The organism is Edaphobacter sp., from assembly GCF_028283685.1.
Classification (GTDB): Bacteria; Acidobacteriota; Terriglobia; order Terriglobales; family Acidobacteriaceae; genus Edaphobacter.
Window position 1 is genome coordinate 302,729 of record NZ_JAPWKF010000005.1, and the last position, 13,226, is coordinate 315,954.

The following is a 13,226-nucleotide window of genomic DNA, read 5'->3' on the forward strand; positions in this document are numbered from 1 at the left end:
GATAGCGTGCGGCTATGCCTTTTTCCCGTGGCGCGAGTGCGCCCAGCAGAGCAGCAGGGCATGCGACGAAGACGCCGGAGGTGCAGGAGCCTGCGGCGATTGCGATTGCCATTGAAGAGTTCCTCGCACTCCACCCGAAGGCTGTGGTGCTGGAGGATGGCCGGGCAGTCTTCGAGATGCAGACGGCGAAGTACAGCCTGACGACCGAACATGGACGCTGCACGCTGCAGCTGTGGAGTGAGGCGGCGAACCTGGTTCGTCGCGTTGTGGCGACGCGGCTGCGCGAGGGCGTGCTGAGGATGAGTGTGCTGCGGTTCGGGCAGTCGAAGCCGACGAGCCTGGAGCTGGTGGCGCATCGCGACCGGAGGACGCCTTCGGATCGCGAGTCGTTGCGTACGCGTTATCTGCGTGTGCTGGAGAGGGTGCTGCAGCGCGGCTTTCACGAGTGGACGCTGGAGAGCGTGAGCTCGGCGATGGATCTGGAGAAGAGCTTTGGGCCGGCGTATGCGCGGGGGCGCCTGGTGCAGGGGCAGCGGGCGTGGGCGCTGGTCGCGGTGAATGAGGAGGAGACGCAGGCGACGATCGACGGCGCGCTGACGGTCGGCATCCTCTGGCTGGACCGGTGCAGGACGCAGGGCGATGGGCGCAGGGTGTGGCAGGGGCTGAAGGTGATTGTGCCGCACGGCACGGCGGCGCTGCTGGTCTCGCGCATGGCGTGGCTGAATGAGCACGCGGCGCAGTGGGAGCTGTGGGAGCTGGATCAGCAGACGGAGGAGCTGACGCGGCGCGATCCGGCGGACTATGGCAATCTGGCGACACAGGTGGTGCGGGCTCCGAATCATGCGGCGGTGCGCGAGCGATTTGCCGATGCAGCGAATCGCGTGATGATGCTGGTGCCGGAGCCGATGCGTAACGAAGTGGAGCAGGTGGTGCGAGGCGGAAACGAGATCGCCTTTCTGCGGCATGGTCTGGAATTTGCGCGGGTGCGTGCAGGGTATGCGGGCACTTCGTTCAATATGCAGGAGCAGATTACGGTGGGCGCAGGAGCGAATGAGACACCGCTGGCCACGGAGACGGAGCCGACGCTGCGCGAGTTTGTGGCGCGGCTGTTCGAGCGCAGGCGTGTGGACGGCGATAAGCGCGACCCGCTGTTTCGCATGCAGACGGAGCGCTGGCTGGAGAGCGTGCTGCGGCGGAATGTGACGGTGTTGGATGAGCATCTGCACCCGGAGTATGTGTACACGCAGGTGCCTGCATTTGCGGCGGGCGATCGCGGGATGCTGGACCTGCTGGGTGTGCTGGACGACGGCAGGCTGGCAGTGATCGAGCTGAAGGCAGAGGAGGATCTGCAGCTGGCGCTGCAGGGACTGGACTACTGGGTGCGCGTGCGCTGGCATCATCGGCAGACGACGGACGATGCGACGCGGCCGAGCTATGGGCTGGGAGAGTTTCAGCGGCTGGGCTACTTCGACGGCGCTGCGCTCTCGCAGGAGGCACCGAAGCTGTACCTGGTGGCGCCTGCGCTGCGGGTGCATCCGGCGACGGAGATTGTGCTGCGATATCTTTCGCCGCAGGTGGAGTGGGAGCTGGTGGGACTGGACGAGCGCTGGCGGCAGAGTCTGAAGCCGGTGTGGCGCAAGCGCAGCAGCGATCCGCGATGATCCACTACGATCCGCGATCGTCACGGTCGGGATGATCGATCCCGATTGTTACCTCGTTCGTTACAAACTGTATTGCGGCGGCGTCAGGGTTCGGCGATACTAGCCGCAGTTACCCCCACAATTCAGCACGAGAGAGAGCCCGTTCCATGAGCCTTACCCGTCGTGTTTTTCTTCAGCGCATCGCTCAGCTTGGCGGATACTCCGCCGCGTATTCGACGATGCATGCCCTTGGATTGATTCCACAGACCGGTTTCTCGGAGCTGCCCGATCTTCCGGCTGACTTTGGGCGCGGCAAGAAGGTCGTGATTCTTGGAGCGGGGATCGCCGGTCTGGTGTCGGCATACGAGCTGCGCAAGGCAGGGTTTACGGTGACGGTGCTGGAGGCGCGGAATCGTCCCGGCGGACGGTCGTGGTCGGTGCGCAAGGGCACGGTGGTGGAGTTCACCGACGGCACGAAGCAGGAGTGTACGTGGGAGGACGGCCACTATCTGAATGCTGGCCCGGCGCGCATTCCTTCGCACCATACGCACCTGCTGGACTACTGCCATGAGCTTGGCGTGCCGCTGGAGGTGGAGATCAACTTCTCGCGCTCGGCGCTGATGCAGGCGGATACGCTGAACGGCGGCAAGGCGGTGGAGGAGCGGCAGGTGGTGCACGACTCGCGCGGCTACATCGCGGAGCTGCTGTCGAAGGCGGTGAGTCAGCATGCGCTCGACCAGGAACTGTCAAAAGAGGACGCTTCGCACCTGCTGGACTTTCTTGCTGAGTTCGGCGACCTGAGTTCGGCGGGCAAGTACAGCGGCTCGATGCGGGCGGGCTTTGTGACGCCGCGCGGCGCAGGGCCGGAGCAGATGAAGGTGCATGAGCCGCTGAAGTTCTCTGAGCTGCTGGCGGCGGATCTGTCGAAGGGCGAGTTCTACGAGGACCAGATCGACTGGCAGGCCACGATGTTTCAGCCGGTGGGCGGCATGGACCGCATCGGCTACGGCTTCGCCAAGGTGGTGGGGGATCTGATCACGTATGAAGCGCCGGTGACGGAGATCGAGACGGGCGCGGGTTCGGTGACGGTGCACTACACGAAGGGCGGCAAGGCGCAGACGGTGACGGCGGACTGGTGCATCTGCACGATGCCGATCTCGGTGCTGGCGAAGACGAAGAATAACTTTACGGCTGCGACGCAGAAGGCCTTCACCGGAATGCCGATGACGGCGAACTACAAGGTTGCGTGGGAGTCGCCACGCTTCTGGGAGAAGGAGAACCGCATCTACGGCGGCATCAGCTTTCCGAAGCAGGTGGTGGACCTGGTGTGGTATCCGTCGGACAAGCTGTTTTCACCGACAGGCATCCTTATCGGCGGCTTCAACGTGGAGACGGACGACAAGGGAAATCCGAATGCGTTCGGCAGGCTCTCCACGGCAGAGAAGCTGGCGGCCTCGAAGCAGGCGATCGACAAGCTGCATCCGGGCAAGTCGTCGCTGCTGACGAAGCCGATCTACGTGAGCTGGCAGAAGATTCCGTACTCGCTGGGCTGCTATGCGAACAATCACCTGGAGTCGAGCGAGCCGGCGTATACGCAGCTGGACAACATGGAAGGCCGCACGATCTTTGCCGGAGATTATCTATCGCACCTGGTGGGCTGGCAGGAGGGCGCGACGCTCTCGGCGCATCGCGCGATCAAGCGCATGGCGCAGATGATGAAGGGTTAGGGAGAGCTAGTCGCAGTAGGCGGCTTCGGTGAGCAGGGTGGCGTCGTCGTGGATGAGCTCTGGTGCGTCTTCGCTGGCGCTGTTCTGGCGCGACTCGAAGAACTGCTCGACGGCGGCGATGACGTCATTGCCCTTTTTGGACTCGAAGATCTGCTTGCGCAGGCCTCCTCCGCCGGGGACGCCGTGGGTGAACCATGCGGCGAACTGCTTCATCTTGCCGACGGCGTCGCGGTGGCGCTTGTCGCGGGCGATCTGTCCGGCGGCGATGATGGCCTCGGCGCGGGCTGCTTCGGCTGCCTCTTCGATGGCGATCTCGTCGACCAGCATCTGGAAGTAGGTGCGGATCATGCGGTAGCGGTCGGCGTCGGTGGGGTGGTCGTAGGTGCCGACGCCGGTGGCCTCCTTGGAGGCGGTATATTGCGCGATCTGGCGGAAGATCCAGGGATTGGAGGGTGCGGTGCGGCCGATCATGACGGCGTCGCAGCCGGTCTTTTCGACCATGGAGGCGGCGTCTTCGGGGGTGCGGATGTCGCCGTTGCCGATGACCGGGATCTTCACGGCATCCTTGACTGCGGCGATAAACTCCCAGCGGGCCTGGCCGGTGTAGCCGTCTTCGCGGGTGCGGGCGTGAAGGGCGCAGGCGTTGAGGCCACAGTCCTCCGCCATCTTCGCGAGCTCGACGCAGACGATGTGGTGGTCGTTCCAGCCCATGCGGAATTTGACGGTGAAGGGGATGGAGACGGCGCTGCGGATGGCCTTGAAGATGCGCTCGATCTGCGGCAGGTCCTTGAGCAGGCCGGAGCCGCCGTTGCAGGCGACGACGCGCTTGGCGGGGCAGCCGAGGTTAAGATCGACGAGGTCGAAGCCGGCGTCCTGGCACGATACGCGCGGAGTCGGCGAGGGTCTCGGGGTTGGAGCCGAAGAGCTGCGCGGAGATGGGATGCTCGTCGTCGTAGTAGGTGAGGTAGCGCTTGCGCTTGGTCTCGCGCATGCGGCTGAGGCCGTCGGCCGAGGTGAACTCGGTCATGATGAGGCCGCAGCCGGACTGCTGGTTCGATGTTTCATGCTCGACATTGGTGGCGTCGGAGGTAAACCGCAGGTCCTTCGACTCCGCTCCTTCGTCGCTTCGCTCAGGAGGACACTCCTGTGGGGAAGATGAGATGGTCGTGAAGGCGCTGGCGTTCTTGATGAAGCGGCGAAAGACCGTGTCGGTGACACCGGCCATGGGCGCGAGCACGGTGGCGGGCGCGATGGTGACGTTGCCGACGGTGAAGCTGGCGGGCACGCGGGCTTCGGCGGGCATGGCGTGCTCGACGGGGTCGTCCCACTTCTTCTGCTCGAGGGTGTAGCGCTTCTTGGTCACGGTCTTCAGTATCTCAGGGTGTGGCGGAATTTTTTGCAAGGGAAAGGGCCTTCGCGGTTGGCGAAGGCCCCTCTCTGTGATGCGATGTACTGCTTACTTCGTGGCTGCCTTGCCGGCATCGGACTGGGCGAACTTGCGACGGAAACGCTCGACGCGTCCGGCGGTGTCGATCAGCTTCTGCTTGCCGGTAAAGAACGGGTGGCAGGCGGAGCAGATTTCGAGGACGATGTCGCCCTTGTGCGTGGAGCGGGTCTCAAAGTGAGTACCGCAGGCGCACTTGACGGTGATGGTCTCGTACTTCGGGTGAATTCCTTGCTTTGGCATAACGATCCTTCCGCCGGATGCTCTTTGCCCCGGCGCATGAGATTGGCTTTTTCGGTTTCGCGGATCGCTTGCAACGGTCGTGGTCACGTCACATCGATGAGCCTGTCGCGATGCCGGGCCCGGTTCAGTGACCTGAAGGGGCAAGCACTTGCTTTATTTTAGCATTTTCCACCGCGTTTCGCACAGCCTTCCACGCTGCGTGGGGGAGGCCGTTAGCTGCGATACTGGAAGGCGGAAGAGAGGTTTCTGGCATGGCGGCGGAGGTCTGCACAATCTGTGAGGGAGCGGGTCTTCGCATCGTGGAGCGCGATGGCCGGCAGGTGGCCGAGGACTGTGTCTGCCGTGTGGCGGAGCGTGCGGCCCGGAGGTTGAGGCGCGCCGCGGTGCCCAAACGCTATGAGCACTGCACGCTGGAGAGCTATGACACAGGCTTTCCCTCGTCGCACAAGTCGCAGGGGGCGGCGCTGATCCGGGCGCGTAAGTTCGTGGAAAGCTTCCCGTTAGAGACCGACGGCACGGGTCTGCTGCTGACCGGTTCGATCGGGGTGGGGAAGACGCACCTGGCCATCGGCATTCTGAACGCCCTGGTGGTGGATCGCGGGGCGACAGGGCTGTTCTTCGACTATCGCGACCTGCTGAAGCAGGTGCAGAACAGCTACAGCCCGAACACGCGCGAGACGGAGATGGACATCCTGCGGCCGGTCTTTGACGCCGAGGTGCTGGTGCTGGACGAGCTTGGTGCTTCGAAGCCAACCGACTGGGTTTGGGATACGGTGGCGCACATTCTGAACACGCGCTACAACGACCGCCGGACGACGATTATCACGACGAACTACCCGAACCTGCCTCCGCTGGGCGGCATTGGGTCGGATGGGGCGGGACGGCTGCGCGAGGAGACGCTGGGCGACCGGATCGGCGAACGCATGCGGTCGCGTCTGCAGGAGATGTGCGTGGTGATGGAGATGCAGGGCGAGGACTTCCGCCAGAAGGTAAAGCGGGCGAGCTTCGCCTGAGAGCTTCTCTGGGCGGAGAAGCCCGGTCGATTAGAGGAACGTGGCGATCATGGCCAGGCCTGCCGTGACGGCGACGATGCGGTAGGCGTAGTCGTAGATCGGCGAGGGCGCCGCGGTGAGCGGCTGCGTAGGCTCGAAGCCGTCGAGAGGTGCAATCGCGGCGGTGGAGTGATGCGGCAAATCGGTTCGGGCACCGATCGGGGGAGTCATTGCGGTCCTCGCTAACGTACTTGTCTTGCTTAACGTGATTCTGAGGCAGAAAGTTCTTCGTCGAAGATGAAAAATCTGCGAAGTTCCGTGGAGTGAAGCTTTACCAGTACCGATTCAGATGTTGGAAACGCTGGTTCGGGTGCACGGAGTATAGAATTCTGGCCTATGAGCGCAAGTGAGAACAGCCCGGAAGGGACGCCCGGATCGCCGTATCAGAAGCCTTCGGTCTTTACCCCGCAGCAGGAGAAGCCGCCAGGGATGCCGATGGCGGTGTGGCTGGTGGCGGGAGCGGTGGTGCTGGTGCTGCTGGGCATCCTGATCGTCGCCGGACATAAGAAGACGGAGGAGTCGAAGGGAGTGCAGCCGTCGGCGGCTTATGCGGCGAGCCTGCCGCTGTCGAAGCTGGCGATGAGCGAGTCGACCAGCCTTTCGGGCGGAAAGTCGACGTTTATCGATGGGGTGGTCAGCAATACGGGCAGCTCGACGGTGACGGGCATAACGGTGCAGGTGCTCTTCAAGAACGATGAACAGATGCCTCCGCAGGTGGAGACGGTTCCGCTGATGCTGATCCGGACGCGGGAGCCTTACGTGGATACGCAGACCGTGGCCGCGACTTCGGTCAGGCCGGGGGAAGAGCGCGAGTTCCGGCTGATCTTCGAGTCGATTCCGTCGAACTGGAATATGCAGATGCCCGAAGTACACGTCATTCGGGTGGAGACGAAGTAACCTATGTCCGCCGGGTGACATGCTGCGGCAGGCGCCCGAGGCTAAAGCCTTCAGGGAAAGAAGATACGGGGAGGCGCCGAGGGTGCCTCCCCGTATCTTTGCCCGGGTAGTAATAGTTACTCGCAGGCTGGAAGAAATTGCTGAAGCGGAAAGATCTTCGGGGTGGTGGCCGTTCGTGGATTGCTCAGGTAAAGCGTTCTTTATCAGCACGATATAGATTTTTACGAGTTTGGCATGGCAGATGCTCTATAGATTGGCATACAGACGCCTGATACGGCAGACGTCTGGTGACGAGGAGCATAAAAACATGACAAAACCCGGCTATATGTTTGGTCTCTCTGTTGTAGTACTCGGCACCACCATGGGAATGAGCGCTTTGGCACAGTCGGCAACCCAGTCGACACCGGCACCGGCTCCGGCCCCCAATAACATGAGCGTGGACGACAACTCCACCTATGCCACGGGCAAGCCGCTGGAAACTCAGTCCAAGGAAGGTTTCTGGGGCCATATGAACCCCCTGGCCCGTAAGAAGTGGGTTCACAGGCAGGTTGATCCGGTAAAGGATCGTGTAAACGAACTGGATCAGCTGCAGTCGAAGAACGCAAACGATATTCGTGACGTGGACACCCGCGCAACGGCAGGCATCAACAAGGCGCAGAGCGCGGCTGATCTTGCAGACCAGCACGCCGCGGACGCTTCGAATCGTGCCAACACCGCGCAGACCACGGCCACCACGGCCAGCAACCGCGCTACCTCGCTGAACACGACGGTGACAAACCTGGATCAGTACCAGGAAGTCACATCCTCTGCTGTTCCTTTCGTTTCGGGACGCACGAGCCTGGGCCCGAAGGCCAAGGCTGAGCTGGACGATGTGGCGACGAAGCTGGCCAACGAGAAGGGATACATCATCGAGGTGCAGGCCTACAGCCGTTCCGGTGTAGCAACGTCGCAGGCGATGGCGGATGCCGTTACCCGCTACCTCGTCACCGAGCACCAGGTTCCGGTCTATCGCATCTACAAGTCGGGACTGGGCAAGAATACGACGAAGCCAGCTGACGGCGAAGTTGCTGTGACCAACGGCGTTCGCGTAACGCTTTTGCATAACAGCCTGGCAACTATGGATTCGTCCTCGGCGTCTAATGCAGTGCCGGCCCAGCCTCAAGCATCACACTCGGGAGTCAGTGCTCCCCCCGAGGCAAACCAGTAACTGGTAGGCCCTCCCCCCAGGGCGGCATCGCTCCTTGCGAGTCATGCCGCCCGAAAGTTCTCAAGTTTGCTGGGCAGCGACATAGATCGTTCCCGCAAAAGACTCTCCTAACCAGAGAGAACCAAGGCAGATTGGCCCCTCTAGCGAGGGGCCGTTTTTTTTGCTTGATGACTTTCGGCGGGAAAGACTGTCTGGCGAACTCGGGCCCAGAGTGAAATCGAGGATCAGAGCGGGCTGGCCTCGCCTTTGACGGCCTCGTGGATGGCGAGCAGGGTTTCGAGAACATGACGCAGGTGGTTGAGGTGCAGGGCGTTGGCGCCGTCGGATTTGGCGTGCTGCGGATCGTCGTGGACCTCGAGGAAGACGCCGTCGACGCCTGCCGCCACGGCGGCGCGGGCGAGTGTGGGAATGAACTCGGGCTGACCGCCGGAGACGCCATTGGCAGCGGAGGGGGTCTGCACGGAGTGCGTGCCATCGAAGACGACGGGGGCGAAGCTGCGCATGATGGGCAGCGAGCGCATGTCGACGACGAGATTGTTGTAGCCGAAGCTGGCTCCGCGCTCGGTGAGCGAGACGCGGCTGCAGCCGGAGTCGCGCACCTTTTCGACGGCGTGGCGCATATCGGCGGGGGCGACGAACTGACCTTTTTTGATATTGATGGCGCAACCGTGCTTTTCGGCGGCCTCGGCGGCGGCGATGAGGAGGTCGGTCTGGCGGCAGAGGAAGGCGGGGATCTGCATCACGTCGACCGATTCCGCGACGCGGGCGCAGTCCTCGGCGGTGTGGACGTCGGTGAGGACGGGCAGGCCGGTGCTCTCGGCGATGGTGCGCAGGATGCGCGTGCCTTCGACGATGCCGGGGCCGCGGAAGCTGTGGATGGAGGTGCGGTTCGCCTTATCGTAGCTGGCCTTGAAGATATACGGGACGCCGAGGTCGGAGGTGATGCGCTGGATGGCGTCTGCCATGGAGCGGGCGTGCTGTTCGGACTCGATGACGCAGGGCCCGGCGATGAGAAAGAGGCGTCCGTGACCGACGGAGACCTGAGACGATTTGCCGATTTCAAAGGGATGGTTCACGTCCATATTTGACCATAGGAGATGACGGAAGAGAGCTATCGGCGGGGAAGCGCATGAGGCTTCGGGGAGGCAGTTTCTGCGTGCCGCATCACCATAGATCGTGATATATAGAAGTATCATTTTGTTTCGTTTTATTTCGAAATATGCGATTTGTTCTGTTGCAGGGGGATATCTTGATGTGGCGGCTGCGAGCGGCGACGGGTTTGGCTTTAGCTGGGATGGCAATGTGTTCCTCGATTGTCTGTGCGGGTGAGGTCTTTGGGACGCGGACGCTGCAGGCAGACGTGCGGACGGATAGCGGGCATCTGTCGCTGGCTGCGGTGAAGGATCTCCGCACGGGAAGCACGCTGAAGCCGGGCGAGGTCTTTGTGCTGGTGCTGGACGATGGCCAGAGGCTGGCCTCGTCCACGATGCACCTGGAGCACCCTCTGGTGGCGACGGCTTTACCGGCGGACGCAAAGGCGGCGCGCGCGGCGGCGCATGTTGCCGGGCGTGAGGTCTGTACCGACCTGAGTGATGCTGCCAGCGGAACGCGGGTGCACTGGTGCCTCATCGCTCGCGGAGAGACGGCGTACCTGCGGCAGGAGCTGACGGTGACGGCGGGCAAGGACGCTCTGCCGATCGCCGAGGTGCAGATGTTCCGCTTCCATGAGGAGGGAGCGAAGGTCTCGGGCACGGTTGCGGGGTCGCCGATTGTGCGCGAGCCGTTCTACGTGGGCTTCGAGCATCCGCTGTCGTACAGCACGGTGGAGCAGGGTGAGGTGACGGCGGGTCTGAAGCGTACGCTGCCGCTGCGGGCGGGGCAGTCGATCAGCTACTCCTCGGTGATCGGCACGGTGCGTCCCGGGCAGCTGCGGCGCGACTTTCTGGAGTATGTCGAGCTGGAGCGGGCGCATCCTTACCGCACGTTTCTGCACTACAACACCTGGTACGACCTCGGCTTCGGTGAGCGCTTTGGCGCGGACGGCGTGCTGGACCGGATGCATAGCTTTGGCGAAGAGCTGGTGCGTAAGCGCGGCGTGACGATGGACTCTTTCCTTATGGACGATGGCTGGGACAATACCAGGTCGTTGTGGAAGTTCGACAGCCAGTTCCCGGATGGATTTACGCCGCTGCGTGCGACGGCGAAGAGCTACGGCTTCGGAATCGGCGTGTGGCTGTCGCCGTGGGGCGGCTACAGCACGGAGAAGAAGGAGCGCATCGCGTACGGCACGAGCCAGAACTACGAGATTGTGAAGAACGGCTACGCGCTCTCCGGACCGAAGTACTACGCCGCGTTCGAGGCAGCGTGCCTGAACTTTATCGAGCGCTACGGCGTGAACCAGTTCAAGTTCGACGGAACGGGCAATGCCGGGCAGGTCTTTCCGGGCAGCATCTTCGACAGCGATTTTTCCGCGGCGATTCACCTGATCGAACGTCTGCGACAGCAGGAGAACGGATTGTTCGTCAACCTGACGACGGGTACGAAGCCTTCGCCCTTCTGGCTACGGTATGCGGACTCGATCTGGCGCTCCGGCGAAGACCATAGCTTCGACGGCGAGGGGAGCTGGCGGCAGAAGTGGATCACATATCGCGACGAGCAGACGTATCGCAACATCGTCGAGAAGGGGCCGCTGTTCCCGCTGAATTCGCTGATGCTGCATGGAATGATTTATGCGGAGAAGGCGCAGCATCTGGGGGACGATCCGAATAACGATTTCCCGGACGAGGTGCACTCGTACTTCGGCAGCGGCACGCAGCTGCAGGAGATGTACATTACGCCGTCGCTGCTGTCGTCCGCGAACTGGGATGTGCTGGCGGAGAGTGCGCGCTGGAGCCGGGAGAATGCGTCGATCCTGCGGGATACGCACTGGGTGGGCGGCGATCCTGGCAAGGGCGAAGTCTATGGCTGGGCCTCGTGGAATGCGAACAGGGGTATTCTTGTGCTGCGTAATCCGACGCCGCGGGAACAGAGCATCTCACTGGATGTGAAGACGACGTTTGAGCTGCCGGTGAAGGCACAGCAACACTACCGGATGCGCAGCCCGTGGAAGTCTGATGCGGGTAAGCCGGAGATCGCATGGAATGCAGGCGCGGAGCATCACTTCGTTCTCAAGCCCTTCCAGGTGCTGACGCTCGAGAGCCGCTGAGGGAAAGGGAACAGAGATGTCTGAGTTGTTGCAACAGTTGGTGGCGTCGCGCAGGCAGGATGGCGCGATGCGTGGAATCTATTCGGTATGCAGCGCGCATCCCTGGGTGCTGCGGGCCGCGGTGCGGCAGGCGAAGCAGGATGCGATGCCGCTGCTGATTGAGGCGACGTCGAACCAGGTCAATCAGCAGGGCGGTTATACCGGCATGCTGCCGAAGGACTTTCGCGCGCTGGTGGAATCGATTGCGACGGAGGAAGGATTTCCGCTGGAGAAGCTGATCCTGGGAGGCGATCACCTGGGGCCGAATCCGTGGCAGAATCTGCCTTCGGCGCAGGCGATGCCGCTGGCGCTGGAGATGATGCGGAGTTACGCGGCGGCGGGATTCACCAAGCTGCACCTGGACGCCAGCATGGCGTGCGCGGACGATATAGCTCCGCTGAGCGATGAGACGATTGCAGAACGCGCGGCGCAGATGTGCGCAGCGGCGGAGGCTGCGGTGACGGGGGAGCGTCCGGTATACATCATCGGCACGGAGGTGCCGATTCCAGGGGGAGCGACGGAGAGCCTGTCGCACCTGGAGGTCACGGCGAAGGCCGCGGCGGAGAAGACGCTGCGTGTGCATCGTGAGATCTTTCAGGCGCATGGGCTGGAGTCGGCGTGGCCGCGCGTGGTGGGCATCGTGGTGCAGCCGGGCGTGGAGTTCAACCATGACAGCGTCGTGGACTACGCTCCGGAGAAGGCGCGCGACCTGGTGACGCTGCTGGAAGAGCATCCGTCGCTGGTCTTTGAGGCGCACTCGACGGACTATCAGAATCCGCAGGGTTATGTGGAGCTGGTGCAGAACGGCTTTGCGATCCTGAAGGTAGGGCCGGCGCTGACGTTCGCCATGCGCGAGGCGCTGTTCAGCCTGGAGACGATCGAGCGCGAGCTGATCGCGAAGGATCGGCGGTCGAATCTTGCAGCCACGATGGAGGCCATCATGGTGCGCGAGCCTGCCAACTGGGCCAAGCACTATCACGGCAGCGCGGAGGAGCAGAGGATTCTGCGCCGTTACAGCTATAGCGACCGTATGCGCTACTACTGGCACTTTGCCGAGGCACAGAAGGCTACGGCGACGCTGATGGAGAATCTTCGTTCTGTGGCGGTGCCGGAGACGCTGGTCAGCGCATGGATGCCGGAGGAGCATCGTGCCGCCCGGCTGGGCGCCATCGGCACGGATCCGCTGGAACTGGTGCTGCACCGCATTCGCATGGCGCTGCGCCCGTATGCGGCGGCTTGCCTGCCTTCGTAAAGAGCAATTTGCGAGCGGCTATTTTTTCTGTTGCAGCGAACGTCCGAGGCCGGTGAGGAGAAGTGTGGCGAAGGAGAGGCCGCGGCGGCCGTCTTCACTGGTGGTGCGTTTGAAGATCTGCCACAGGGACGGCGGTGTCGTCTCGTGCTTTTGCTGCTCGGTGGCATCGTTGAGCACGGGTGTCAGTGTGTTGGTGAGCTGCTCGAGCAGCTCGGGATCGATGGAGGCGAGCAGCCGCGCGGAGGTCAGCATGTTGCGGATGCCGGTTTCGCCCTGGGGCGTGCGGGCCAGTTCGGCGAGCTTGCCGAAGATGGTGTCGCGTGCGGTGATGGCTCCGTGAACGGTGTCGAGGATGCCTTTGTCGTGCGCGGCCTGCACGATGTCGTAGAGCACGAGGAGCGCTTCGGCGTGCTCGCGCGGCGCGGCGTCGAGGCGGCGCTGCAGCTCGACGTGCGGATCGGCGGGTGCGGGCTTGAAGTTGAGCGGGGCTGCCATGCGTGTCTCCTGTGGTTGAGCTTGA

11 protein-coding genes and 1 pseudogene are annotated in these 13,226 nt (G+C 62.9%); 7 read left to right on the plus strand and 5 right to left on the minus strand.

What is annotated here, in order from left to right; translation table 11 throughout:
* The first annotated feature begins 14 nt into the window (after window positions 1–14).
* Both PW789_RS08375 and PW789_RS08380 read left to right on the plus strand, forming a co-directional pair.
* Window positions 15–1,661, plus strand: a complete 1,647-nt coding sequence (locus PW789_RS08375) for a hypothetical protein (protein WP_299374244.1) — start codon at window positions 15–17, stop codon at window positions 1,659–1,661.
* A 146-nt stretch (window positions 1,662–1,807) separates the two neighbouring features.
* Window positions 1,808–3,367 carry an FAD-dependent oxidoreductase gene (locus PW789_RS08380; protein WP_299374247.1) on the plus strand — a complete coding sequence of 520 codons (1,560 nt, stop codon included), beginning with the start codon at window positions 1,808–1,810 and terminating at the stop codon, window positions 3,365–3,367.
* A 6-nt stretch (window positions 3,368–3,373) separates the two neighbouring features.
* Here the strand turns inward: PW789_RS08380 and PW789_RS08385 are convergent.
* Window positions 3,374–4,670, minus strand: a pseudogene (locus PW789_RS08385) (tRNA dihydrouridine synthase).
* Window positions 4,671–4,823: 153 nt separating this feature from the next.
* Window positions 4,824–5,054 carry a 50S ribosomal protein L31 gene (gene rpmE, locus PW789_RS08390; RefSeq protein ID WP_299374251.1) on the minus strand — a complete coding sequence of 77 codons (231 nt, stop codon included), beginning with the start codon at window positions 5,052–5,054 and terminating at the stop codon, window positions 4,824–4,826.
* 251 nt (window positions 5,055–5,305) lie between these two features.
* Here rpmE and PW789_RS08395 point away from each other — a divergent pair, with 251 nt between their 5' ends.
* Window positions 5,306–6,067 (plus strand): ATP-binding protein, encoded by a 762-nt coding sequence (locus tag PW789_RS08395; RefSeq protein WP_299374254.1) that lies wholly within the window; start codon window positions 5,306–5,308, stop codon window positions 6,065–6,067.
* A 30-nt stretch (window positions 6,068–6,097) separates the two neighbouring features.
* On the opposite strand, the gene PW789_RS08400 is transcribed toward PW789_RS08395, so the two are convergent.
* Window positions 6,098–6,277, minus strand: coding sequence for a hypothetical protein (locus PW789_RS08400; protein WP_299374257.1), 180 nt, complete (start codon window positions 6,275–6,277; stop codon window positions 6,098–6,100).
* Window positions 6,278–6,442: 165 nt separating this feature from the next.
* Here PW789_RS08400 and PW789_RS08405 point away from each other — a divergent pair, with 165 nt between their 5' ends.
* Entirely contained in the window at window positions 6,443–7,003 is a 561-nt protein-coding gene (locus PW789_RS08405; protein ID WP_299374260.1) for a DUF2393 family protein, read from the plus strand.
* Between the two features lie 307 nt (window positions 7,004–7,310).
* A complete protein-coding gene (locus PW789_RS08410) occupies window positions 7,311–8,210 on the plus strand; it encodes an OmpA family protein (protein ID WP_299374263.1) in 900 nt (299 codons plus the stop codon).
* 224 nt (window positions 8,211–8,434) lie between these two features.
* Here the strand turns inward: PW789_RS08410 and kdsA are convergent, their stop codons facing one another.
* Window positions 8,435–9,286 (minus strand): 3-deoxy-8-phosphooctulonate synthase, encoded by an 852-nt coding sequence (gene kdsA / locus PW789_RS08415; RefSeq protein WP_299374266.1) that lies wholly within the window; start codon window positions 9,284–9,286, stop codon window positions 8,435–8,437.
* Between the two features lie 224 nt (window positions 9,287–9,510).
* On the opposite strand from kdsA, the gene PW789_RS08420 reads away from it, so the two are divergent.
* Window positions 9,511–11,415, plus strand: a complete 1,905-nt coding sequence (locus PW789_RS08420) for an enterotoxin (RefSeq protein WP_299374268.1) — start codon at window positions 9,511–9,513, stop codon at window positions 11,413–11,415.
* A gap of 16 nt (window positions 11,416–11,431) precedes the next feature.
* On the plus strand, window positions 11,432–12,706 hold the full coding sequence (locus tag PW789_RS08425; protein ID WP_299374272.1) for a D-tagatose-bisphosphate aldolase, class II, non-catalytic subunit: 1,275 nt from the start codon (window positions 11,432–11,434) through the stop codon (window positions 12,704–12,706).
* Window positions 12,707–12,724: 18 nt separating this feature from the next.
* On the opposite strand, the gene PW789_RS08430 is transcribed toward PW789_RS08425, so the two are convergent.
* Window positions 12,725–13,201, minus strand: coding sequence for a DUF1641 domain-containing protein (locus PW789_RS08430; protein WP_299374275.1), 477 nt, complete (start codon window positions 13,199–13,201; stop codon window positions 12,725–12,727).
* Window positions 13,202–13,226 lie beyond the last annotated feature (25 nt).

What these genes read in the sequence shown, in the direction of transcription:
- PW789_RS08400 (WP_299374257.1), bottom strand. Translation starts at nt 6,277, where the DNA reads ATGACTCCCCCGATCGGTGCCCGAACCGATTTGCCGCATCACTCCACC.
- PW789_RS08410 (WP_299374263.1), top strand. Translation starts at nt 7,311, where the DNA reads ATGACAAAACCCGGCTATATGTTTGGTCTCTCTGTTGTAGTACTCGGC.
- PW789_RS08430 (WP_299374275.1), bottom strand. Translation starts at nt 13,201, where the DNA reads ATGGCAGCCCCGCTCAACTTCAAGCCCGCACCCGCCGATCCGCACGTC.
- PW789_RS08420 (WP_299374268.1), top strand. Translation starts at nt 9,511, where the DNA reads ATGTGTTCCTCGATTGTCTGTGCGGGTGAGGTCTTTGGGACGCGGACG.
- PW789_RS08375 (WP_299374244.1), top strand. Translation starts at nt 15, where the DNA reads ATGCCTTTTTCCCGTGGCGCGAGTGCGCCCAGCAGAGCAGCAGGGCAT.
- rpmE (WP_299374251.1), bottom strand. Translation starts at nt 5,054, where the DNA reads ATGCCAAAGCAAGGAATTCACCCGAAGTACGAGACCATCACCGTCAAG.
- PW789_RS08395 (WP_299374254.1), top strand. Translation starts at nt 5,306, where the DNA reads ATGGCGGCGGAGGTCTGCACAATCTGTGAGGGAGCGGGTCTTCGCATC.
- PW789_RS08425 (WP_299374272.1), top strand. Translation starts at nt 11,432, where the DNA reads ATGTCTGAGTTGTTGCAACAGTTGGTGGCGTCGCGCAGGCAGGATGGC.
- PW789_RS08405 (WP_299374260.1), top strand. Translation starts at nt 6,443, where the DNA reads ATGAGCGCAAGTGAGAACAGCCCGGAAGGGACGCCCGGATCGCCGTAT.
- PW789_RS08380 (WP_299374247.1), top strand. Translation starts at nt 1,808, where the DNA reads ATGAGCCTTACCCGTCGTGTTTTTCTTCAGCGCATCGCTCAGCTTGGC.